We start from the raw sequence: 23,304 nt of genomic DNA on the forward strand, positions 1-23,304 counted from the left end.
ATCCTTAAGACTCAAGCGAAAAGCTTAAGGCGACTTCACAGCCAGAGCCTTGGGTGGTATTAATCTTCAGTTCACCATTCAGGCGTGATGCCCGTTCTGTCATGATTGCCAGACCATAGTGATTGAGTTTTTCGTTGGCAGGGTCAAACCCTTCTCCATCGTCGTTGATCTTGATGTTAACTTGATCGCCGTCCTGATTACAGGAAACAATAATCTCGTCAGCTTCTGCATGCTTGATCGCATTGAGTACGGCTTCCCTGATCAGCTGCAATAAATGGACCTGGTGGTGAGCATCTAAATTTAATGATGATAAATGGTTATCTATGATGAGCATAGCATCGGTTTGCTCATCAAGAGGCTTTAACATTTCAACGAGAGCTTCGCCAAAATTGGCTTCTTTGATTGTCAGCCTGAACGTACTGAGTAACTCCCGTAGCTGAGTATAGGCACCCGACAGGCCACTATCGATATCCGTAATAATCTGCATGGCACTCTCAGTCTCGTTCTTGCCGAGTTGTCTTTTCAACAACGTCATCTGAATTTTAAGATATGACAACGATTGTGCCAGTGAGTCGTGAAGCTCACGGGCAATGGTAGCCCGCTCTTCCATCAGCAATAATTGCTCTGCTTGCTTTTGCGCTCGATTGTAATAGATCCCCCGTCCCAGTGTACGGGCAATATTGTCGATCAGGTTTTTGTCCGGGCAGGGCAGGGTGTACTGCCACCAAAGCTGGCCGAGAACCTGGCCGTCAAGTTCCAAATCTTGGTAGTGCCATTGTTGTTTTTCAGACGGTGTGCCTGTGATGATTTCGGTGTTTACGCCGTTGTTTTCGTCAATAACCAGCTTGGTTGCAGTTAAGCCTTCTATTTCAATGAGGGTATCGAGCATGGCCGAAAAATTCTGTGATGACAGGCGGCTTACCGAAAGCTCCTGAGAGCAGTTGTAAAGTACCTGCAATGATTCGTTGGCGTGGCGCAGGCGGCGGGTTTTCTCGTCTACTGATTTTTCTAAATCCCGATAAAGTTTTTCGAGCTCTGAAGCCATTTTAGAAAACGTTCCGGCCAGGGTGCCGAGTTCGTTATCGCTTTGTACATCCAGGCTGACATCAAAGTGACCGCTTTGTACCTGTTCGCTGGCCGCTACCAGCTGGTTGAGCGGAGAGACAATCTTTCGCTGGGTAAAGTGGATTGTGAAAAGGGCTACAATCAGGATCAAGCTTAGCCCTATCCCCCCTGCGATTGAAAGCACCTGAAGCTTAATGACGGAAAACTCCTGAAGTTCAAATACAAACTTATCGATTCTGTCGACAAAATTGGCAACTTCGTTGAGAAAAAGCTGTTTTTCACCATTATCGAGTAGTGGATGTAGGTTTTCCCACTGGCCGATGAGATTGTAGTAGTGGACCTTGATATCAGTGGGTACAGTCCAGTGCTCCAAAGCTGCCATAGATGGTGAGAAAAGAGATTGTTCGAATTGGTCGAGGTGTTCAGAAAGCTGAGTGGAGCCGGTCTGGATATCATAGGCCAGACGGTAGCTCTGCATTCGTAGGGATCCGGATACGTTTACGGCTTCTGCATCGTTGAGGCTGGATGCCAGTGTCAACAGTGCGAAGCTGGTCGTGGTAACTGATAGCAGCAGGATTGCCAGCATAGCGCGGGCAATAGTTGTCGTAACGGGCTTGAGCGGCCGATTTTGCACTGAAAATCCTTTCTTTTTATTAACGATTACAGCTGACTGTAAATCAATTGGTTAGGCTATTAATTGAACTATAGTTGTAATGGTCGTAGACAATATTGTGAGGGTTGTCATTTCTGTTTCTTGATCCAAAACAATTTTACCCCCTAATTAGCCCTAACTGGGTATTTAAGCATTTATTACGGGATTTACACTTACCGTGTAAAAAGATGACGGGTTATGAACAGCTTTTAAGTGTTTAAGACCATGTCTATGCATCAACAACAACCCGTAATGTGTATTTTATTCATATTACTTTACGAAAGGTAAGCGAATGTTTGACCGTACTCGCCGAAATCTACTCTCTCGGCGTCGCACACCAGCATTACAGCGAATGCCCTGGGTTGTTGACGAAGATACATTTGTCGATAGCTGTACCCGCTGTAACAAGTGTATCAGTGCATGTGAAACACAGATTATTGTCAAAGGCGATGGCGGTTTTCCTACCGTCGACTTTACACACGGTGAATGTACTTTCTGTACCCGTTGTGCCGAAGTATGTCCTGAAATGCTGTTCCGCCCTACTACGGAGCAACCTTGGGATATAAAAGCGCAAATCAATGCCAGCTGCTTGGCTCAGAACAAAATTGAATGCAGAAGTTGCGGAGATATGTGCGAGGTACAGGCGATTCGATTCAAGCTACAAGTGGGTGGTGTCGCACTACCTGAGCTTGATACGGACGTATGTAATGGTTGTGGGGCTTGCTTGTCTGTTTGCCCGGCTTCAGCCATCAGTATGCTCACGACAGAATTAGAAGAGAAATAGCTTATGGCACAAGAGGAAGTACACATTTCGAGCCTGGTTGTTCATGTTAAACCTGAATATCTAGATGTGGTAAAAGCTCAAATACTTGAATTGCCAAATACCGAGATTCACGGCGAAAGTGAAGAGGGGAAAATCATTGTAGTTCTGGAGACAGCTAATCAGGGTTACGTGACGGACACCATCGATAAAATCAATAACTTAGAACATGTTTTAATAACTTTTTTAGTGTATCACCAAATTGAACACTTTGATTCGCAATCTGAGGATGATTCATGAAAATGACAAGACGTGCGTTTGTTAAGGCAAACGCCGCTGCATCAGCTGCAGCTGTAGCTGGTATTACGTTACCAGCATCAGCAACTAACTTAATTGTTAGTTCTGATGAAACCAAAATTAAATGGGATAAAGCGCCTTGTCGTTTTTGTGGTACAGGTTGTTCGGTACTGGTTGGTACGCAGAACGGTCGTGTTGTTGCAACCCAGGGTGATCCGGAAGCACCAGTCAACAAGGGCCTGAACTGTATTAAAGGCTATTTCCTGTCGAAGATCATGTACGGTAAAGACCGTCTGCAAACACCGATGCTACGTATGAAGAACGGTAAGTTTGACAAAGATGGTGATTTCCAGCCGGTATCTTGGGATCAGGCATTTGACGTGATGGCTGATAAATGGAAAGCGGCACTGAAGAAGCAAGGCCCGTCGGGTGTTGGTATGTTCGGCTCAGGCCAGTGGACGGTAATGGAAGGCTATGCCGCTTCAAAAATGATGAAGGCGGGCTTCCGCTCAAACAATATCGATCCAAATGCTCGTCACTGTATGGCATCTGCTGTTGGTGGCTTTATGCGTACCTTTGGTATTGATGAGCCTATGGGCTGTTATGATGACTTCGAGCATGCCGATGCGTTTGTGCTTTGGGGCTCAAACATGGCCGAAATGCACCCGGTACTCTGGACACGTATTACTGATCGCCGTCTAAGTAATCCTCATGTAAAAGTAAACGTGTTGTCTACCTATTATCACCGTTCATTCGAACTGGCTGATAACGGAATGATTTTCGAACCTCAGACTGACTTGGCCATTGCCAACTTCATCGCCAACTACATCATTCAGAACGATGCGGTAAACTGGGACTTCGTCAATAAGCATACTCACTTCAAGCGTGCAACGACAGATATCGGTTACGGCTTGCGTGATGAGCACCCGCTTCAGCAAAAGGCAGAAAACCCTAACGTTGGCAAAATGCATCCAATGAGCTTTGAGGAATATAAAGCATCGGTTGCAGAGTACACGGTAGAAAAAGCCTCGAAAATGTCAGGCGTTTCCGAAGAGAAACTTCTGGAGATGGCTAAGCAGTACGCCGATCCGAAAATCAAGGTCATGTCACTGTGGACCATGGGTATGAACCAACACACCCGCGGTGTGTGGATGAACAGCCTGGTTTACAACATTCACTTGCTAACCGGTAAAATCTCTCAGCCGGGTAACAGCCCGTTCTCGCTAACAGGCCAGCCGTCTGCATGTGGTACGGCGCGTGAAGTAGGTACGTTCTCTCACCGTCTTCCTGCGGACATGGTAGTTAAAAATCCTAAGCACCGTGCAATCGCCGAGAAAATCTGGAAACTGCCTGAAGGCACCATTCCACCGAAGCCTGGCTACCATGCCGTTGTTCAGGATCGCATGCTTAAAGACGGTAAGCTAAATGCTTACTGGGTAATGTGTAACAACAACATGCAGGCTGGACCGAACATTAATGAAGAGCGACTTCCTGGCTACCGTAACCCAGAAAACTTCATTGTTTGCTCTGACCCATATCCAACAGCAACAGCTCAGGCTTCTGATCTGATTTTGCCAACCGCAATGTGGGTAGAGAAAGAAGGTGCCTACGGTAATGCCGAGCGTCGTACTCAGGCATGGTATCAGCAGGTTGAAGCTCAGGGTGATGCGAAGTCTGACTTGTGGCAGCTGATGGAGTTCTCCAAGCGCTTCACGATTGAAGAAGTGTGGGGTGAGGATCTACTTGCGAAAATGCCTGAATATCGCGGTAAGAGTATGTATGAAGTGCTGTTCCGTAATGGCCAGGTTGATAAGTTCCCGCTTTCTGAAGCGCAAGAGCTTAACGATGATGCCAAGGCTCAGGGTTTCTATCTGCAAAAAGGCCTGTTCGAAGAATACGCTGCATTTGGTCGCGATCATGGTCATGACCTGGCTCCGTACGATGTTTATCATCAGGTACGCGGTCTGCGCTGGCCTGTTGTTGACGGCAAAGAGACTAAGTGGCGCTTTGTCGAAGGATCTGATCCATATGTACCTGCTGGCGAAGGCTATCGTTTTTACGGTAAACCAGATGGCAAGGCAAATATCATCTTTGCACCGTTTGAACCAGCACCAGAAACGCCAGATAAAGACTACGACATGTGGCTATGTACTGGTCGAGTGCTTGAGCACTGGCATACAGGGACGATGACTCGTCGTGTTCCTGAGCTGTATAAAGCAGTACCTGATGCGGTGTGTTACATCCACCCAGATGATGCCCAGTCACGTGGCCTTCGTCGCGGAGATGAAGTGCTGCTTGCATCACGTCGTGGTGAAGTTCGTTGTCGAGTTGAGACCCGAGGTCGTAACCGTCCACCAGTTGGCTTGGTTTTCGTTCCTTTCTTTGATGCTCGTATTTTGGTTAATAAGCTGATTTTGGATGCCACGGATCCGCTGTCTAAGCAGACAGACTTCAAGAAGTGCCCAATCAAGATCACCAAAGTATAAGTAATCGAATGATATCAGCGGTGATTGCCCATGATATGCGATTGGGTAGTCACTCTCTTGACTCGAATTTAGCCATTAGGCGGAGAATACAATGAAACGACTAGTTTTAGCGGTCATGGCTGTAGGTATGTTGTTAGCCGGTGCCGCACAGAGTGCAGAAGAACTTCATAACCCGGGCGGTATTGGCGGAGTAGAATCATTGCGTGGTGTCAGCGAGCTGGAAGCAACGCGCGCAGCCGATGATTTCAAACGTTATCCTCGCGATCAGGGCACGATTGATAGCGATTATGTCTACCAGCCACCTTTGGTACCGCACACCATTCGAAACTATGAAGTGTCACTGAATGCCAATAAGTGTCTGGCTTGCCATAGCTGGAAGAATGCTAATGAAATGGGCGCAACTAAAATCAGTGTGACTCATTACCAAACGCGTGAGGGTCAGGTGCTTTCAGATGTTTCACCTCGTCGTTACTTCTGTCTGCAGTGCCACGTGCCTCAGGCAGATGCTAAGCCATTAGTTGAAAATGACTTCCAACGTGTTGATGCGCTGCGCTAGTTATAGCCATTAATTAAAGAGAGGCTATAGATGAATATTTTAAAAGCATTTTGGCGCCGGTTAACGTCACCAAGTAAGGTTGCGGTTGGTCTGGTGTTGTTTATGGGCTTTATGGGCGGTTTACTGTTCTGGGGTGCATTCAATACTGGTATGGAAGCGACAAATACCGAAGAATTTTGTTCGGGCTGTCATGCGCCGATTGTAAAAGAAATTCGTGAAACGGTTCACTTTGCCAACCGCTCAGGGGTTCGAGCAATCTGTTCTGACTGCCACGTACCGCATAACTGGACAGATAAGATTGTTCGCAAGGTGCAGGCATCGAAAGAGCTGGTGGCATTTGCTATGGGAACGATTGGTACCGAAGAGAAGTTCAAGGAACGACGGGGCTATCTGGCGAACCGGGAATGGCACCGAATGAAAGAAAATGATTCTCAGGAATGTCGAAACTGCCATAACTTTGAATACATGGACTTTTCGGAGCAGGGCCCTCGTAGTGTGAAACAACACTCCACGGCACTGGCTTCGGGTGAGAAAACCTGTGTAGACTGTCATAAAGGTATTGCGCATAAGCTACCTGATATGAAAAACGTTGAAGGCTGGCAGTAAAGCCTTATTATCCGGCAATAATATAAAGGTAGGTATACGATGAGTGCATTAGAATCGCTTATCTGGCACACGCTGGGTTATGCCGCAATGCCAGTGATCATCCTGACGGGATTCGCGGCAGTTGCTGCAATATCTGTAGGGCTTCTGGCTTTAGGTAAAGACAAGAACGCCTAAGTCAGTGTTTGCTAATTGACAAAGCCATGTCGTAAGACATGGCTTTTTTATTGGTTCCGAGGGGGAGCTGATACTCGCTTGAATATCCCTATCAGCATCATACCCATCCAAATTAGGTATAGCGGTAGCCACTCCAGAAGAAACTGCCTGAGTAGCGAGCCTTCATACTCTAGCAGCCAAATATCGACCAAGTGCAAGGTGACCATGCTTATTAAGCCAATAAAGCTGAATACCAGAAACGATGGCCTATCCATAAGATTTCCTCTAGAACTATACAGCAAATATAAATCTAAATGGTAATCATTATCAAGTATATTTTATTCTTAATTGCTTTGTTTGCAACTTGGATTTAGTTTTGGAGGTATTCTTCAGCCGCCAGAAGCTGGCGGAATTGCTCTGCGCGTTCACGATTGACGCCGAAATCGGAGTACCCGGTTCGTGATTCGGAGCGAACGATCAGCTCATCACCTTGTAGTTTGATTTCAAAGTCATCGACAAACCCAAAGATTTTACTGCGGCACTCTACCCGAATGTAATGATTGCTTTGTTGTCCCAGGCTAGCGCCGGGAAGGGACAGGGCGATGTCTTTGATCGCCAGCCACTGACTCAACCCTTGCTGGTTCAGTTTGAATGCCGCTAGGCTGAAATCACCTCGCGGTTCAATGGTCGAGACGCAGTTGGGTTTTTCACCACACATATCAACCGTGCGATCTGGCAGTACCAGAGCCTCGGTGTCCGCATTTGAGCAGCCAAGTAGTACCAGGCTGGGCAGTAGTAGCAGTAACGGCTTAATCATTTTGCAGTCCTTTGTCTTGAGAGGAAGCGACCATCAAACGGTTGTGTCTGTCTTTGTGAATACATCAACTTGTTGGCTATTGCAGCAGAAATGCGGCAAATCCGCCCCATGAAAGCACAAGCAGTAGCCAAGGGAGCCAGTGTTGTTTATAGGCAGTCTGGGTTTCAGTGTTAGTTGGTATCTCTTGTTGTGTCTGGGCCTCTTGCTGCATTGGAGCATGCCTGTCTTTGGTCTGCTTTTTACGCTGCTTATCTCTTTCTCGCGATTTGATTTTTTGTTGCTTCTTGTATTGTTCGATACCCTTTTGAATACCTTGGGCGATAAGTTTGGTTTGCTCTTTCGTCTGGCCGGGCTTTTGCGTTGCACGGGCAATCTTCAATGCTTCAGCCTGGGTTTCTGGTGATGGGCTTGTTTGCTGGTTTGGCTTGTTCATACTCGGTCCGTTGAGGGTATTTGATATCAGTCTTTTAGGTGATTATACCTTGCTTCAAATGGGTTGTAAGAGTCATTATCAAAATAAAAGCCATTGAAAATGTAGGAATATTTCAACATGTAATTGATGTGTAACTTCTAATGAATAACTGTCCACCCTCCCTGTAAGGGGTTGATAAATTTATATTTAAATGCTGTTTTTGTGCGTTTTATTTCAAGCCCCGTGTTATATGGAATGTGTTATTAAATGTGGAGAAATACGATTTTTATTACCAAAATCGTGATCTTGGCTACAAGATGAACAATTGATAAGTGCGGTAAAGCACAGAATTAATCACTGTAGGGTTGCGATTGAAGCTAGATGAATTATCGTGTCAGCATAAATAATATAACGTGCTACTTTGTTAATGGTTGAAATTGTCAGGCTGAACCTCCATTGCTTATAGATAAATGGTATATGGGGAAACAGTTTGTTATATCCGATTGATGCTTATGACAAATATGGTTTGTTAAAACCGTCAGCGATGCTTTGGTTGACATTGGCTTTTAGCGCCAAGGCGTGGGTCGTTTTTATGATGGCCGGTGCGAGCCGAGAGCAAGGTGCGCGGATTCTTGAGCTTTTATATCCGTTGCGAGAGAACCTGTATTTCGCAATGGCAATAGGGTTACCTGCATTACTGTTAATGTGGCTAACCGGACAACGATATAAAAATAAAAAACTAATAAATAGACTATGGCAGCACGGGAAGACCATTTTGCTTGCTGCTTATATGACTGATTGTGCTTTGCAAGTGTATCAACTTTCTCTTATTGATGGTGCTTTCAGCTGGACCCAGGCGGTAAATCTGTTACTGACGCTGTGGTTAAGCGCTTATTTAGCTCGGAGCACCCGGGTCAGGAATACATTTGCGGATAAGCCCTTGGAGAGGTAATGCAAATGAATGATTGGAGTAAAGGCCTAGTCCTTTTTAGTGCCTTCTTAAGCCCTCTGGCTATGGCAGACTGGCTACTGGATGTAAATTTTGAATTATCAAGCGCTGGCAATACGCAAACGGTGAATACTTCATTGTCTTTGTTGCCTGGCGAAGAAACCGTATTTTTCGGTACTACCGATGAAAGCAGTAATCCGCGAGAGTTGGTTGGCAGCGCCGAGTTGCTTGAAATATCAGCCGATGAGGTAAAAATTGCGTTTAAGGTCCAGGAGCGACTGGATGATGGTGCGTGGCGAACGCTGATCTCGCCGACTTTGTCGACGGGGCTGAATTCACCAACCTCATTTGAAACAACGAACGGTGACGCAGACGAGCAAGTAAAACTTCAGGTCGAAGTGACCTCTGTGTAATCGTTATTCCGCTTTTATTGTTGCTTCAAAGCGCTCCTTTTGGGAGCGCTTTTTGTTTTGGTACATAATGTTGTCGGCCCGGGACAGGAAGTAGTCGGGTGTATCTCCCTGGCGGTAGAAGGTGATCCCAACACTGGCACCAATTTGGATTCTATGGGGACCGACGGTAAAGATTTTGCGGGCAATAGAAGAAATCTCCTCTACCAGCTTCATGGCATCAGTTTCCGATGTCGTATTCAACAAGATGACAAACTCATCGCCTGCCAGCCGGGAAAAAAAGCTGTGCTCATCGTTCAAAAGACCTTCTATTCGAAAGCAAAACTGCTGTAATACCCGGTCACCAGCATGGTGACCATAAGTATCGTTTACCGTTTTAAAGTTATCGAGGTCGATAAACAGTAAGGCGGGGTTGGCCTGGCGGGGTTTGATGCCATTGACCACACGATGCAGCTCTTCAACGAGGGCATAGCGATTGGCTATTCCTGTAAGCGTATCTTTCCTGGCCATTTCTTCCGCTTTTTGTTCGGCTTTGATACGGCGTGAAATTTCCAGTTTGAGTTGTCGATTGACATATGAAAAATAGCCTGTGGTCAATGACGTCACGGCTAAGAGCAAACCGCCAAGCAGAATCCATAACCTGAAGCCTTGCCAGGAAAGCTGGGCTCGTAGCGGATATAGAAAATCGTCATCTATCGTGGTTTGGGGAATAATATTTAGCTTTGTCAGTTCGTTGGCGATGGATTGCCAGCGGTTGGGATTCATATGTCCGATTTCAATGAGATCGGGCATGATCAGTTGCGCAGTTGCCTTCAGCTCATAGGCGAGGTTGGCCCGTGTTTTTTGCGGCTGGTATTGCAGCTCTATGATATCAAGAGTTTCTTCTATATGAGCGAGCGCATAATTCCAGCCTTGCAGGCTAGCTGCGAGAAAGTTCTCAATGGTCTTCGGATTGCTATCTGCGAAGTCTTGGTGGGTAAAGATCACGTCGCTATAAAAATTAATACCGTAATCCGAAGGTGCAAAAGTAAGGGCTTGCTCTCCGTGTTCTTGCAAATAGAAGGGCTCGTTGGTGAGGTAGCCATTAAATACGTCGACTTTACCGTCTAACAGGTCATCAATATTTGCAGAGGTTGTAACCTGCTCCAGATCGGATAGCGCGATGTTATTGCGCGATAGTAGTACAATCAGTTCAGCATCTTCGGTCCCCGAGAACATCATTACGCGTTTGCCAATTAAATCATGGATAGTTTGAATATCACTATCGGCTTTCGCGACGAGCACAGAGGGGGAGCTCTGGAAAATTGCAGCGAGGGCTGTGAGCGGAAAGCCGTGTCCGTAGGCAACGAGAACCTCGGTGTTTCCGACGCCAAAATCAGCGTTTCTATCTAAGACTTCATTGAGCGGGACTTTACTATTGCCGCCAGCTCTAATTGTTACATCCAGTCCGGCATCACGATAGAAGCCCTTCTCTTTTGCCATATAAAACCCGGCAAATTGGGCCTGATGTAACCATCGTAGCTGCAGTGATACACTTTCCAGTGCAGTAGCTGGCATAGCCAGTAATGCTAGGTTTATGGAGAGAAGCAGAGATAGTATTCTTTTCACAATATGCAACTGCTGGATTCGTTTTTTGCCCGGAGCCAATTTTGGTGAACTAATGCTGTGAAGTAAAGAGGGGATGTGATTTATTGAGAGCAATGACCACGATCAAAATCACGCTATAGAAGCGCGATATACTCAAATGTTTTTTTGTAAAATGGCTAATTAGGAGAATAATATGGCTATCGCACAACCTGCAATCTTACCGGAAGCCGGTCCCTTTGCCTTGTATGTTGTTATGAAGGTTGTAGGAGATAAGCGAGCTGTCCTTCAGCAGTGTCAGAGCCTCCACCAGAGCTTGACCGTGTTGAATGAGCAGCAAGCAGACGCAAACTTGCGTGCGAGTGTTTCTTTTGGCAAGTCTTTCTGGCTTTCCCTAGGCAAGGGGGGCCCTGCTGAATTTGATGGTTTTCGCGCCCTGGGGGAAGGCGAGGTGACAGCCCCAGCTACCGGCGGCGATATTCTTCTTCATGTTAATTCGAGCCGCCATGATTTGAATTTCTATGTATTGCGCCAATTTTTACAGCCGATTGCTGAAGCTGTTGAAGTGTTGGATGAGACATATGGTTATAAGTATCTTGATTCTAGGGATATGACGGATTTTATTGACGGTACAGAGAATCCGAAAACATTGGAATCCCGCAGTGATGTAGCATTGATCAAAGAGGGTGACTTTGCCGGTGGTAGCTTTGTAATGGTTCAGCGATTTGTCCATAACCTACCGGCATGGCACCGTCTCAGCGTGCAGGCGCAGGAGAAAGTGATAGGTCGTACCAAGCCGGATTCTATTGAGCTGGACGATGTTCCTGAAAATTCTCACGTCGGCCGTGTCGATATCAAGGAAGAAGGAAAAGGCCTGAAGATCGTGCGCCACAGCCTGCCATACGGCTCTGTAACGGGCGAGCATGGCCTGCTGTTTATTGCCTATTGCAATACACAGCATAATTTTAAAGCGATGCTAGAGAGTATGTATGGCGAAACTGATGGTAAGACAGATACGATGTTACGTTTCACTAATGCGGTTACTGGTGCTTACTTCTTTGCACCAGCTGCAGAAATGTTAAATAGTCTGTAGAAACTCTGAGAAGCTAGGTGCGAGTAACGATTCAAGACTTGCACCTAGAAGTTCATTTTTTCCTTTCCCCAACAAAAAACGCCACCCGAAGGCAGCGTTTTCGCTAAGACTGAAACAATCTTACTTTTTGATGCGTAGAACTGGAGTTTCACCCACAGTTGTTGCGCCAGAAAGTTTATTCAGCTCTTTGATTTCGTCCATGTTAGAGATAACAACAGGAGTCAGAGTTGATTTCGCTTTCTCTTCTAGTAGAGCAAGATCGAATTCGATGACTGTGTCGCCAACTTTAACAGTTTGGCCTTCCTCGGCGATACGAGTGAAGCCTTCACCTTTCAGTTCAACGGTGTCGATACCGAAGTGAACGAATAGTTCGATACCATCGTCAGACTCAATAGAGAAAGCGTGGTTAGTTTCAAAGATCTTGCCGATAGTACCATTTACTGGTGCAACCATTTTGCTGCCAGTAGGTTTGATAGCGATACCATCACCAACGATTTTTTCTGCGAAAACAACATCTGGCACATCTTCGATGTTTACGATTTCACCAGATAGTGGTGCAATAATTTCGATTGCACCAGCTTCGTTGTTGTCATCAGAAACCAGCTTCTTCAATTTGTCAAACAGACCCATATCGTTGCTCCTAAGCGTTGTTATTCTATCTGCAGCTATATTAGCAGATGGTCTTTTCTGCGATGAATTTTTCTACGTGTGCTTCGATTTCAGCTGCTGTTGGCATTGCAAGTGCTTGTTCTGCCATAGCTTTAACATCAGCAAAGTTAGCATTACGGATAACTTTCTTAATGCGTGGAATTGAAATCCCGCTCATGCTGAATTCGTCCAGCCCCATACCTAATAGCAATAGGGTAGCACGTTCGTCACCGGCAAGCTCGCCACACATACCAGTCCACTTACCTTCTTTGTGAGAAGCATCAATTACTTGCTTGATCACGGTAAGTACTGCTGGTGATAGCGGGTTATACAGGTGAGAAATCAGCTCATTACCGCGGTCAACTGCAAGAGTATACTGGGTTAAGTCGTTTGTACCAATACTAAAGAAGGCAACTTCTTTGGCAAGGTGGTGAGCAATGGCTGCCGCAGCTGGTGTTTCAACCATTACGCCGATTTCGATATTTTCGTCAAATGCCAGTTCTTCAGCGCGAAGCTCTGCTTTGTACTCTTCGATAGCCGCTTTTAGTTCACGAATTTCTTCAACAGAAATAATCATCGGGAACATGATGCGGATTTTACCGTGTGCAGAAGCGCGTAGGATACCACGAAGCTGGTCACGTAAGATTTCACGACGATCTAGGCTGATGCGAACTGCACGCCAACCCAGGAATGGATTCATTTCTTTTGGTAAATCCAGGTACGGTAGATCTTTGTCACCACCGATATCCATGGTACGGATAATTACAGCTTCGCCGTGCATTGCTTCAGCAACGTCTTTATAAGCTTGGTACTGCTCTTCTTCGGTAGGAAGAGAGTCACGATCCATAAACAAGAATTCAGTACGGTACAGACCTACGCCTTCACCGCCGTTACGGTTGATGCCGTCACAGTCTTTTACTGTACCGATGTTACCGCAAACTTCTACTTGCTTACCGTCAAGAGTAATTGCCGGAAGATCTTTAAGCTTCGCTAGTTCCTCTTTCTCTGCAATGTGAGCGTCACGGATTGCTTTGAATTTGGTTAGCTCTTCTTCGGTTGGGTTGATAACAATCGTGTTGTTGATTGCATCAAGAACAAGCATATCGCCGTTCTTAACCTGAGCGGTAATATTGTTTGTACCCACAATGGCAGGTAGCTCTAGAGAACGCGCCATGATAGAGGTGTGCGAGGTACGGCCACCAATATCGGTAATGAAGCCCAGTACGTAATCCAGGTTAATCTGTGCAGTCTCAGAAGGTGTCAGGTCGTTAGCAACCAGAATAACCTCTTCGTTGATAGCACTTAGGTTGACGATGCTGATACCCAGTGCGTTTTTGACGAAACGGTTACCGATATCACGGATGTCCGTTGCACGCTCTTTCAGATATTCGTCGTCAAGTGACTCTAGCGTTGTTGCCTGCTCTTCGATGATTGAGTGAATTGCGAGGGCTGCACACGCTTTGTTATCTTTAATGAAGGCTATGATTTCTTCTTCAAGCTCTTCATCTTCAAGCAACATGATGTGACCTTCAAAGATCGCTTCCTTCTCTTCACCGAAGGTAGCACGTGCTTTTTCTTTGATTTCTTCTAGTTGCTCAGAAGATTTTTTTCGAGCGTCGAAGAAACATTGAATTTCGCTCTCGATTTGGTCTGCAGCAATTGGAGTCTTGTTCAGAACAATCTCTTCTTCCTGCAGCAGTAATGCCTTACCAAATGCAATACCAGGAGATGCCAGGATACCTGAAATCATAGCCTTACCTTAAATTGACTAAAAACTAGGGGAAGTAGTAATAAACAGCTGCAGATTAGTGCAGTGTGTCCATTAGTGCTACAAGGTGATCTACAGCTGCTTGTGCCTGAGCACCTTCTGCAGAGATAGTCACAACAGTACCTTTAACTAGACCTAGAGTTTGTAGTTTGAACAGGCTCTTAGCGCTTGCACTCTTACCGTTAGATGTCACTGTGATGTCCGCTTCGAAAGTTTTAGCTTCTTTCACGAACTGGGCCGCTGGACGAGTGTGTAGGCCATTCTCTGCAGTGATCTCAACTTGCTTCTGATACATTTTTCACCCCGATGTAGATATAGTATTTATTTAATATTAACGTAACTGAAAGTAAGCTTAACGTGGATAACGTATGCTTGCTAACTGGGAGTATAAACTACCCAACAGTTCGACGTTTTAGCTTAATCCAAGTCAATTTTTTGTGACTTTTATTGTTTTGGTTGCATCAAAAAGGTCGATCTTTGACCTTTTATTTCGACGCTAAAAATAAAACGCAACGGATTTATATTAAAGCTCGGATCAAAATGCAACAAAAAAGCCCCCTCAAGGGGGGCTTTTAAGCAACAATTAGCAATCTATCATTATAAAGTGTGATCACTGTTGGGTTTCTTTTTCAGTAAAGATACCAGCAAACAGTGCCGTGGACAGATAGCGCTCACCTGAACTTGGTAGCACTACAACAATGTTTTTTCCGGCAAATTCCGGCCGTTCAGCGATTCGGTTGGCAGCTACAACTGCGGCACCAGAAGATATGCCGGCAAGAATGCCTTCTTCTTCCATGAGGCGGCGTGCCATTTCAATCGAATCTTCGGAACTAACGCGCTCGATTTCATCGATTAGTGAAAGGTCGAGGTTACCAGGAATAAAGCCGGCACCGATCCCTTGAATTTTGTGTGGGGCAGGTTGAATGTCTTCGCCGTTTACTGTCTGGGTAATCACCGGAGACTCGGAAGGCTCAACGGCAACTGTTGTGATGGCTTTTCCTTTCTGTTGCTTAATGAAACGGCTGACACCTGTGAGTGTACCACCGGTTCCTACACCTGAAACGAACACATCTATTTCGCCATCAGTAGCATCCCAGAGTTCTGGTCCTGTTGTCTTTTCGTGAATTTCTGGGTTGGCCGGGTTGTTGAATTGCTGAAGAAGAAGGTATTTGGATGGATCAGATGCCACAATTTCTTCCGCTTTCTCAATTGCACCCTTCATACCTTTCGGTGCTTCCGTTAGTACCAGATTGGCACCCAGAGCCTTCAGCAACTTGCGGCGCTCTAGGCTCATGCTTTCTGGCATGGTTAGAGTAAGCTTATAGCCACGCGCTGATGCAACAAAAGCAAGGGCAATACCTGTATTACCACTCGTTGGTTCAACTAGCTCAACACCTTCTTTTAAGATGCCTTTCTTTTCTGCATCCCAAATCATGTTTGCGCCGATACGGCATTTAACGCTGAAGCTAGGGTTACGAGCTTCAATTTTAGCCAGTACGTTACCTTTACTTACACGGTTAAGACGAACTAGCGGGGTGTTACCAATCGTTAGGGAGTTATCTTCGTAAATCTTGCTCATGCTTGTCGTTCCTTCGTGACACGTTTCAACAAATGACAAATAAAGCATAAACCGTGATTGGCATTTGGAAAGTAATTTATTGTTATATCTTATTGTTATATAGGCGGAAGGCCTCGCCTTCCTTGGGTACCAGAAAGTATTTTTCGCTTTAGGAAGCAAGTGGTGCAGCGTTTTGATAGGTGAAAAAGAGCAGAAGATCAGCCCTAAGGCTATATGTCCAGAGGGCTTTAAAAAAGCGAAAGGCTAATACCTTTCGCTTTTTCTTGAACCTTGAAACCAGTCAATCGAATCTGTTTGTCTTTAGTGCAGCTTATACTGCGCCCGGTAGTGATCTACCCACATTGCCGTGGCACCACAGACTGCGATAGGCATAACGATAAGGTTAAGCAGCGGTGTCATGGTGAATAGCATTACCAGGCTGCCAAAACTGAGGGACTTGCCGCGCTTTACCTTCAGCGCATCGCGCATAGTGGAAAATGGTACCTTGTGGTTGTCAAACGGATAGTCGGCATATTGAATGCTCATCATCCAGGCACTGAACAGGAACCACAGTACCGGACCTACAGTCTGACCGATTGCGGGGATCCATAGCAGGATAAACAGGCCAAGTGCCTTTGGCAGGTAGTATTTCAGTTTTATCCATTCTCGGTTCATGATCCGTGGCAGATCTTTGAGAATATCTTTTAGCCCTGCATCTGGCGCAGGCTCTCCGGTTAACTTAGCCTCGAGGTGTTCGGCTAGCAGTCCGTTAAACGGGGCGGCAATCCAGTTGGCTATGGTGCTGAAAAAATATGAAAAGGTGACTAGTGCCGCAACTGCCAGTAGTGGCCACAGTAGGTATGAAAGCCAGTCTAGCCATTGCGGGAGATAAGCCATCCAGCTATTGATCCAGTCACTCAGCTGACTCAATACAAAACTGAAAGCGCTTCCGAACAGGACGATATTCACCAGCAGAGGTAAAATGACGAAGCGGCGGGTACCTGGCTGCATCGCTAACGACATTCCCTTAAAGAAATACCCGGCTCCGCTGACCGGACTTTGCATTGCTGGTGATTGTTGCATCTGATTCTCCTTTATGAGCTTTTCTAGGTCGGTTTTTTTAGCCAAGAAAAGAATAGTAAGAGCATGTTAACGGTGTGCAGGGCACAGAATCAAATTTCATTGAAGCGGTCTTAGGAAGGAAAGTAGAAAAACGCCATGGAACTGACTGTATTTTGCTCGATTTTGTGCTCAGGAGCACTATCTTGCACGAATCACGATAATCATCTTCTCTTTCTGATTTGAGATTTGGTACATTACTACTAATTCCTTTGATTATCTGCACTACTTAGGCAGATAATCAAAGGAATTAGTAGAGAGTTATCAGGTTAGTTCAATGTGATGTATTGACCATTGAATCGCCTGATGAAACATTTATTGTATTGTCATTAATCCCGTTATGGGTAACGAGTAAATTCAGAGTATTCATATGCAGGAATTGCGTCTGGTTCTTATTATTGTCGGCGCTCTGGCTATTGCAGCGTTATTGTTGCATGGCTTGTGGAGTAGCCGAAAGGAAAAACCCGCTAAGTTTGGTGAGAAGCCGCTGGGCAAGTTAGATGATGCGAGCAATGTCGATGCTGAAGGCTTTGATCAGGATGGTGTCGGTAACGTAAGGGTGGTGAATAGTGATATTCCAGCACCTGAAAAGGTATCTCGAAGAGAGCCTGAACTCCATTTTGGGGAAAAAATCGAGGCGGATCCGTTGATGGAACCAAGCGCCAGTGATTTCTCTCCAGAGTCTGCGTTAGACTTGCCTAAAATGTCGGCCAAGCCTGATTCACAGCCTGCTGTGGTCAAGCCTGACTCGCTAAGTGCGCCAGCAGTACAGACTGAGCTTCCACAGTCTTCACCTGTTGATCCTGTGCCTGTTGAATCGTCGTCTGTGGCTCCCGAGTATGTAGCGTCTGATAACCCCCAGCCGCCGCAGTTTGTTGCACCGGTAGAGGTGACCGCTGAGCCTGAACTGCCTCAGCAGACATTGATAGCCCCTGAAGAAATGACAGTCGTACAGCCAAGTGAGCAGCCACTTCATGTTGAGCCTGTCGTCGAAGAGCAAATCATTGTTAAGCCAGAGCCAGAGCCAGAGCCAGAGCCAGAGCCAGAGCTTAAGCCTGATTATTTGGTGCTGAATGTGCATGCTCGAAAAGGTGACAGCCTGCGTGGTACCAAATTGTTCAATAGCCTGGAACAAAACGATCTATTTTATGGTGAAAATTCGGTTTATCACCGCCATGCTGATGTTGCTGGCACCGGGCCGATTATTTTCTCTGTAACCAATATGATCCATCCGGCTCACTTTCCTGACGGTGGTAGTGATGGTTTTGAAACACCGGGTATTGCATTTTATCTAATGCTGCCTTGTCATGGTCGCCCTGATCTTAATTTTAACCAGATGCTTCAGACTGTTCAGCGTGTCGCTGACGAGCTGGGTGCTGATGTGCTCGACCATGAGCGAGCGATGATCACCCCGCACCGTATTAACGAGTATCGAGAAAAAGCCAAGCTTTATACTCGGCCGTAACGCGGGTATTGAATGAGATATAATCAGGCCCCTTTCTAGGGGCCTTATTTTTATACGATAGGAAGAATAATGAGTCACGACATTGAGCTGCAACTTTCAACGTTGCGCGAACAACTTGCATATCATGGCCATCGCTACTACGTCGAAGATAACCCTGAAATCCCTGATGCAGAATATGACCGAATGATGCAGCAGCTGTTGACTTTGGAGGCTGAGCATCCTGAGCTTGTGACTGTTGATTCTCCTAGCCAGCGTGTTGGCGGTAAGCCACTTGGTGGTTTTACTCAGGTGACCCATGAATTGCCGATGTTATCGCTGGATAATGCTTTTAACGATGAAGAGTTACAGGCATTTGAAAAGCGAATGACAGATCGCCTGATTGCTCCTGCCTCTTTGAGTTATTGCTGTGAACCTAAGCTGGATGGCTTGGCTGTCAGCCTGATGTATGAAAATGGCATCTTGGTGCAGGCGGCGACGCGCGGCGACGGCACAACCGGTGAGAATATTACCGCCAATGTCCGCACTATTCGCTCGATACCGTTAAAGCTTCAAGGAGAGGGATGGCCTGTTCGGCTAGAAGTTCGAGGCGAAGTCTTTTTACCGAAAAAAGGCTTTGACGAGTTAAATGCAAGGGCGCTCAAAAAAGGGGAAAAGACCTTTGCCAACCCGCGTAATGCAGCCGCCGGGAGTCTTCGTCAGCTAGATTCAAAGATCACGGCAACTCGTCCGTTAAGCTTTTATGCTTATTCTGTGGGCATTGTGGAGGGCTTGGAGCTTGCGCCGAGTCAGTATGGGCGTTTGGTCCAGCTGAAGAGCTGGGGGGTACCTATGTGCCCTGAGATTCGTCTGCTGGATAGCCTTGATAAGGTAATAGGGTACTATCAGAAGATCGGTGAAAAGCGCCAGTCGCTGCCTTATGAGATTGATGGGGTGGTGATCAAGATAGACGATGTTGCGCTCCAGGATCAATTAGGCTTTGTTGCCCGTGCTCCCCGTTGGGCTATTGCCTATAAGTTCCCGGCACAGGAAGAGATGACCCGGTTGAATAATGTTGAGTTTCAGGTTGGCCGAACTGGTGCCATTACCCCAGTTGCCAAATTGGAACCTATATTTGTCGGTGGCGTAACGGTAAGCAATGCCACGCTTCACAATGCCGATGAAGTTGCACGGCTGGGAGTGATGGTTGGGGATACCGTAATTATTCGCCGTGCCGGTGACGTGATCCCGCAGATTGTATCGGTGATTGAATCACGCCGTCCGGCGGACGCCGAGCCGATCGTTTTCCCTACCGAGTGTCCGGTATGTGCGTCAAAGATCGAGCGTGTCGAGGGTGAAGCCGTTGCTCGTTGTTCCGGAGGCCTGTTCTGCCAGGCTCAGCGTAAAGAAGCCCTGAAGCACTTTGTTTCCCGTAAGGCTCTCGATGTTGATGGTTGCGGAGAAAAAGTCATTGAACAGCTGGTGGATCGTGAAATGGTCACAACGCCAGCAGACCTATTTAAGCTCTCGGCCGGTGTCGTGACGGTACTTGAGCGAATGGGACCGAAGTCAGCCCAGAACCTAGTCGATTCCCTGGAGAAGTCGAAGCAGACGACACTGGCGAGATTTTTATATTCACTCGGGATCCGTGAGGTTGGAGAGGCAACTGCAGCAAACTTGGCGAACCACTTTGAAACGCTAGATGCGATTTCGCAGGCGACCAAGGAGCAGTTGATAGAGGTTTCTGACGTCGGTGCTATTGTCGCTGAGCATTTATTTAACTTTTTCCGTGAAGAGCACAATCTCACGGTTATTAATGAGTTGCTTGACGTCGGTATTTTCTGGCCTGCAGTCGAAAAAGCGCCAGAGGGGGCGGAGCTTCCGTTAGACGGAAAAACTGTAGTCTTGACGGGGTCGCTATCTCAGCTTACTCGTACTGATGCGAAAGCTGCGCTTCAGAATCTTGGGGCAAAAGTAACTGGAAGCGTTTCTAAGAAGACGGACTTACTCGTGGCAGGCGAAGCGGCAGGCTCGAAACTAGCGAAAGCCCAAGACCTGGGAATTGAAATTTGGGATGAACAGGCTCTTGTTGACTTTATGAATCGATAGCGGCAAGTATCGTATCTGGGTATAACGTTGGTTTTATTGATACCAATACATTAATTATATAAGTAACAACAAGGCTCACAATCTTATTTTGAGCCTTGTTTCTTTTCTATTATCTCTCTGCCTTCTTCATTTTCTCCTCGATAAAAATATCCCACATAAAGCAAATATTAGTTATATCTCTTTTGTAACGTAACGATTTCAGTGTGCATTAATTAATTAGGGCTACTTCGCATTTATAAATTTTTATATTTTTAAGTGTTTGTTTTATATGTATTTTGTATTTATTTATAAATTCATATAGAAAGGTATGATATGGATCACTAATAACGGGAAAGTTTGCACTGAGTCATATTTTTCAAACGGCAAATTAAGTTCTTATTGATGTTTTGCGCTGCAAAAGTAGTCTTGTAGCTGAAGTTAAACACGGGTTCGTGAGAAACTAAAAAAATATGATTGGGTCAAATTTAGATTTTGACTGACATATGGGAGAGTTATTCGGTGTCTTCGGCGGCCAACCATAAAGACACGAATAAACAGCTAGTATTTTTTAGGAGTTATTCCATGGAAAAAGGTTCAAAACTTTTTAAGGTATCAGCATTAACAGCAGCAATGTTTGGTGTTCTTGCTCTGCCTGTGCACGCATCGTCTGAAAGTGCGGCTGGTGATAAGTATGTAGAGGCAGTTAACGAGTTCATGAAGGACTCCGCGTTAAATGCCACATTTGTTGTGGATACGCGTACCCGTACCCGTAATCGCGGGAACGTAGGTGATGATGTATGGAGCCGTTTTGATTATGGCTCATACAATGCCATTCTTGATTTCTCATCAGGTTATCATGATGGCTGGCTAGGTGCTGATGTCGGTGCTTACTTCTCTGGTGACTTATATAACTCTAGTCAGGTGAATGGCGACACTGATGAGTATCTATGTAACGAAATCTCAACTTGTAATAACCTTGACTGGGGTTCAGGTGAAGGCAACCCGCTGAAAGTCTATAAAGCGGCACTAAAATTCAAAGCCACCGAAGAAGTTGATGGTCGCTTCGGTATGCTGCAATCAGGTGGCAACGGCACTATCGGTAACGTATGGAGTTTTGTTCCAGGTACTTACCGTGGGTTTGAATTAAATGGCAAGATTGGTGACTTCACCTTGTCATATTTTGGTGCTGATCAATACACTGCACCATGGATTCTTCATGAAGATGATTACGCTCCAACTCTTTGGGCTGATACTACATGGAGCTACTTGCACTCACTTGGTTTTAGCGGCAATGTAAATGATGATTTATATATTGCTCTTGGTGTAGGTCAGGCAACGAATGTTGTATATGCAACTGACGTTGACTGGGATAATTCGGTCGTTAATGGATATAGTGACAAAAACGACAACACATCGTATAGGGCTTATACTCGCTACACTTTTAATGATACCACGACATTTGCGTTCGATTTTTACGGTGTCACTGATGATGTCCAATATGATGGTTTAGGTTACCATGCGGGTTTATCTCTTAATAAGAGCTTTGATAAGATCTCATGGACATCAGAACTACGTTATACCGATACTAAGAACGGCGCTGAGTTTGTGCCACGTACTATCCAAACGTATGGTTCGAACAATGGTACTTGGTCACAGTGGTGGGATGCCCTGTCTGACTGGAACCAGGATGGCGAACTTGCCTGGTATAACCGCGTAGCTTACGATGCCGGTAATGGCTGGAACTATTACGCTGGCTTCGGATACGGTACGGGAGCTGATGAGGCGAAGAATGGTCAAGCGGGCTCTGCATTCGAAAGTGAGTATGCTGTAAACGGTACGGTATCATACTCCCTACAGAGCGGTTCGTTGAAAGGTTCGACAGTTCGTCTCCACGGTACATACTTAGTGCGTGATGAGTTTGCTGATCAAAATGTAGCTGGTGGTTACGACGAAACTGACCTACGTTTCCAAGTGCTTATCCCATATAGCTTTAACTAATCGAGTTTATTGATTTAAGAATATAAGCCAGTCATTTTATGACTGGCTTTTTTGCGTGTTGTACAAGATATTTTTATTAATGAAATATAAGCCATTAATTTTCTAAGAAAAATAATTCTATAAAATTGCCAGATAGCAAGTAGCTCCTATACTAAATGTGACATTAATCATGTGTGAGGGCTGTATATGAAAAAGACACTGGCGTTCTTTATACCCGTAATATTGTTAGCGAGCGTAACTTCATTTTCTGTCCGTGCTGATAATTCGGGTGGAGCTGGTGGGTTCGGGCAGACTGTTTGCGAGTTGCCATCAGGAAAGCTTATTTTTGTGCCTTGGCATTATTGTAAAATACAAGGTGGAAAAGGGGAGAAGACTGACTTCTGAGTTATTTTTATGGAGAATGGATTCTCCACATAACTCTTACCTTTTCATTGTATATTTAAGCTCTAACTAAATATTACCTCTTACTTTCTACTTATTTTAATTAGTCTCGGAACAATAAGCGCTTTGCGTTTAGCTCCCCGCAATATCTGCGTTAGATCACACCTTTCATCTAAATACTTCTAATTGCTTCAAATCTGACCTTTGTTTTTTGTTTCAGTTGTGACTCATAAATTAGATTCCACATGATTTTTGCGGTGTTTCGCACAGAAAATTATGTCGAGTTATTTTCATGCTTTCTGAGTTTTTATCTATAAACTGTTGTTATTTATGGTTTTACATTTTTTTATATCTTCGTTGTTTGATGGTTGTCATGGTTATTTTGCTTCTATCTTCACGGCAAAAAAAAAGAAGGTAGGCTTAGCTGTGATTAGATTAATCACTATGAAAATTTGCTTGTACT

At 45.5% G+C, this 23,304-nt stretch carries 23 protein-coding genes; 13 read left to right on the forward strand and 10 right to left on the reverse strand.

Annotation, left to right across the window (positions count from 1 at the left end; translation table 11 throughout):
• Nucleotides 1-4: 4 nt before the first annotated feature.
• Nucleotides 5-1,699, reverse strand: coding sequence for a nitrate/nitrite two-component system sensor histidine kinase NarQ (gene narQ, locus EDI28_RS00100; RefSeq protein WP_128781815.1), 1,695 nt, complete (start codon nt 1,697-1,699; stop codon nt 5-7).
• A gap of 310 nt (nt 1,700-2,009) precedes the next feature.
• Here narQ and napF point away from each other — a divergent pair, with 310 nt between their 5' ends.
• From napF to EDI28_RS00130, 6 genes are all read left to right on the forward strand, one after another.
• Entirely contained in the window at nt 2,010-2,501 is a 492-nt protein-coding gene (gene napF / locus EDI28_RS00105; RefSeq protein ID WP_128781816.1) for a ferredoxin-type protein NapF, read from the forward strand.
• A 3-nt stretch (nt 2,502-2,504) separates the two neighbouring features.
• Nucleotides 2,505-2,777 (forward strand): chaperone NapD, encoded by a 273-nt coding sequence (locus tag EDI28_RS00110; protein ID WP_128781817.1) that lies wholly within the window; start codon nt 2,505-2,507, stop codon nt 2,775-2,777.
• Complete coding sequence (gene napA / locus EDI28_RS00115; RefSeq protein WP_128781818.1) at nt 2,774-5,260, forward strand: periplasmic nitrate reductase subunit alpha; 2,487 nt, start codon at nt 2,774-2,776, stop codon at nt 5,258-5,260. The genes EDI28_RS00110 and napA overlap by 4 nt, the downstream gene beginning before the upstream one ends.
• A gap of 91 nt (nt 5,261-5,351) precedes the next feature.
• The gene (locus tag EDI28_RS00120) at nt 5,352-5,816 is read left to right on the forward strand and encodes a nitrate reductase cytochrome c-type subunit (RefSeq protein WP_128781819.1); all 465 of its coding nucleotides are present in this window, start codon (nt 5,352-5,354) and stop codon (nt 5,814-5,816) included.
• A 30-nt stretch (nt 5,817-5,846) separates the two neighbouring features.
• Nucleotides 5,847-6,422, forward strand: a complete 576-nt coding sequence (locus EDI28_RS00125; RefSeq protein WP_128781820.1) for a NapC/NirT family cytochrome c — start codon at nt 5,847-5,849, stop codon at nt 6,420-6,422.
• Between the two features lie 39 nt (nt 6,423-6,461).
• Nucleotides 6,462-6,596, forward strand: coding sequence for a TIGR02808 family protein (locus tag EDI28_RS00130; RefSeq protein ID WP_128781821.1), 135 nt, complete (start codon nt 6,462-6,464; stop codon nt 6,594-6,596).
• Nucleotides 6,597-6,643: 47 nt separating this feature from the next.
• On the opposite strand, the gene EDI28_RS00135 is transcribed toward EDI28_RS00130, so the two are convergent.
• The 3 genes from EDI28_RS00135 to EDI28_RS00145 all read right to left on the reverse strand — a co-directional run bounded on the left by EDI28_RS00135 (nt 6,644) and on the right by EDI28_RS00145 (nt 7,825).
• The gene (locus EDI28_RS00135; RefSeq protein WP_128781822.1) at nt 6,644-6,850 is read right to left on the reverse strand and encodes a hypothetical protein; all 207 of its coding nucleotides are present in this window, start codon (nt 6,848-6,850) and stop codon (nt 6,644-6,646) included.
• Nucleotides 6,851-6,945: 95 nt separating this feature from the next.
• Nucleotides 6,946-7,392 (reverse strand): DUF1499 domain-containing protein, encoded by a 447-nt coding sequence (locus tag EDI28_RS00140; RefSeq protein WP_128781823.1) that lies wholly within the window; start codon nt 7,390-7,392, stop codon nt 6,946-6,948.
• A gap of 76 nt (nt 7,393-7,468) precedes the next feature.
• Nucleotides 7,469-7,825 carry a DUF2956 domain-containing protein gene (locus tag EDI28_RS00145; RefSeq protein ID WP_128781824.1) on the reverse strand — a complete coding sequence of 119 codons (357 nt, stop codon included), beginning with the start codon at nt 7,823-7,825 and terminating at the stop codon, nt 7,469-7,471.
• Between the two features lie 469 nt (nt 7,826-8,294).
• Here EDI28_RS00145 and EDI28_RS00150 point away from each other — a divergent pair, with 469 nt between their 5' ends.
• Entirely contained in the window at nt 8,295-8,756 is a 462-nt protein-coding gene (locus EDI28_RS00150) for a DUF2919 domain-containing protein (RefSeq protein WP_128781825.1), read from the forward strand.
• Between the two features lie 5 nt (nt 8,757-8,761).
• A complete protein-coding gene (locus EDI28_RS00155) occupies nt 8,762-9,166 on the forward strand; it encodes a hypothetical protein (protein WP_128781826.1) in 405 nt (134 codons plus the stop codon).
• 3 nt (nt 9,167-9,169) lie between these two features.
• Here EDI28_RS00155 and EDI28_RS00160 read toward each other — a convergent pair whose 3' ends face one another.
• Nucleotides 9,170-10,771 carry a GGDEF domain-containing protein gene (locus tag EDI28_RS00160; RefSeq protein WP_128781827.1) on the reverse strand — a complete coding sequence of 534 codons (1,602 nt, stop codon included), beginning with the start codon at nt 10,769-10,771 and terminating at the stop codon, nt 9,170-9,172.
• Between the two features lie 172 nt (nt 10,772-10,943).
• On the opposite strand from EDI28_RS00160, the gene EDI28_RS00165 reads away from it, so the two are divergent.
• Complete coding sequence (locus tag EDI28_RS00165) at nt 10,944-11,840, forward strand: Dyp-type peroxidase (RefSeq protein ID WP_128781828.1); 897 nt, start codon at nt 10,944-10,946, stop codon at nt 11,838-11,840.
• A 120-nt stretch (nt 11,841-11,960) separates the two neighbouring features.
• Here EDI28_RS00165 and crr read toward each other — a convergent pair whose 3' ends face one another.
• From crr to cysZ, 5 genes are all read right to left on the reverse strand, one after another.
• Nucleotides 11,961-12,470, reverse strand: coding sequence for a PTS glucose transporter subunit IIA (gene crr / locus EDI28_RS00170; RefSeq protein WP_128781829.1), 510 nt, complete (start codon nt 12,468-12,470; stop codon nt 11,961-11,963).
• 40 nt (nt 12,471-12,510) lie between these two features.
• A complete protein-coding gene (ptsI, locus tag EDI28_RS00175; protein ID WP_128781830.1) occupies nt 12,511-14,238 on the reverse strand; it encodes a phosphoenolpyruvate-protein phosphotransferase PtsI in 1,728 nt (575 codons plus the stop codon).
• 55 nt (nt 14,239-14,293) lie between these two features.
• On the reverse strand, nt 14,294-14,551 hold the full coding sequence (locus tag EDI28_RS00180; RefSeq protein WP_128781831.1) for an HPr family phosphocarrier protein: 258 nt from the start codon (nt 14,549-14,551) through the stop codon (nt 14,294-14,296).
• Between the two features lie 315 nt (nt 14,552-14,866).
• Nucleotides 14,867-15,835, reverse strand: a complete 969-nt coding sequence (gene cysK / locus EDI28_RS00185; protein ID WP_128781832.1) for a cysteine synthase A — start codon at nt 15,833-15,835, stop codon at nt 14,867-14,869.
• Nucleotides 15,836-16,135: 300 nt separating this feature from the next.
• On the reverse strand, nt 16,136-16,897 hold the full coding sequence (cysZ, locus tag EDI28_RS00190; protein WP_128781833.1) for a sulfate transporter CysZ: 762 nt from the start codon (nt 16,895-16,897) through the stop codon (nt 16,136-16,138).
• Nucleotides 16,898-17,303: 406 nt separating this feature from the next.
• On the opposite strand from cysZ, the gene zipA reads away from it, so the two are divergent.
• The 4 genes from zipA (at nt 17,304) to EDI28_RS00210 (ending at nt 22,844) form a co-directional block, all read left to right on the forward strand.
• Complete coding sequence (gene zipA / locus EDI28_RS00195) at nt 17,304-18,398, forward strand: cell division protein ZipA (RefSeq protein WP_128781834.1); 1,095 nt, start codon at nt 17,304-17,306, stop codon at nt 18,396-18,398.
• Between the two features lie 69 nt (nt 18,399-18,467).
• On the forward strand, nt 18,468-20,483 hold the full coding sequence (gene ligA / locus EDI28_RS00200) for an NAD-dependent DNA ligase LigA (protein ID WP_128781835.1): 2,016 nt from the start codon (nt 18,468-18,470) through the stop codon (nt 20,481-20,483).
• Nucleotides 20,484-21,044: 561 nt separating this feature from the next.
• Complete coding sequence (locus EDI28_RS00205; protein WP_128781836.1) at nt 21,045-22,460, forward strand: porin; 1,416 nt, start codon at nt 21,045-21,047, stop codon at nt 22,458-22,460.
• A gap of 186 nt (nt 22,461-22,646) precedes the next feature.
• On the forward strand, nt 22,647-22,844 hold the full coding sequence (locus EDI28_RS00210; protein WP_128781837.1) for a hypothetical protein: 198 nt from the start codon (nt 22,647-22,649) through the stop codon (nt 22,842-22,844).
• The last annotated feature ends 460 nt before the right edge of the window (nt 22,845-23,304 follow it).

This window comes from Photobacterium chitinilyticum (genome assembly GCF_004104355.1).
GTDB classification, from domain to species: Bacteria; Pseudomonadota; Gammaproteobacteria; order Enterobacterales; family Vibrionaceae; genus Photobacterium; species Photobacterium chitinilyticum.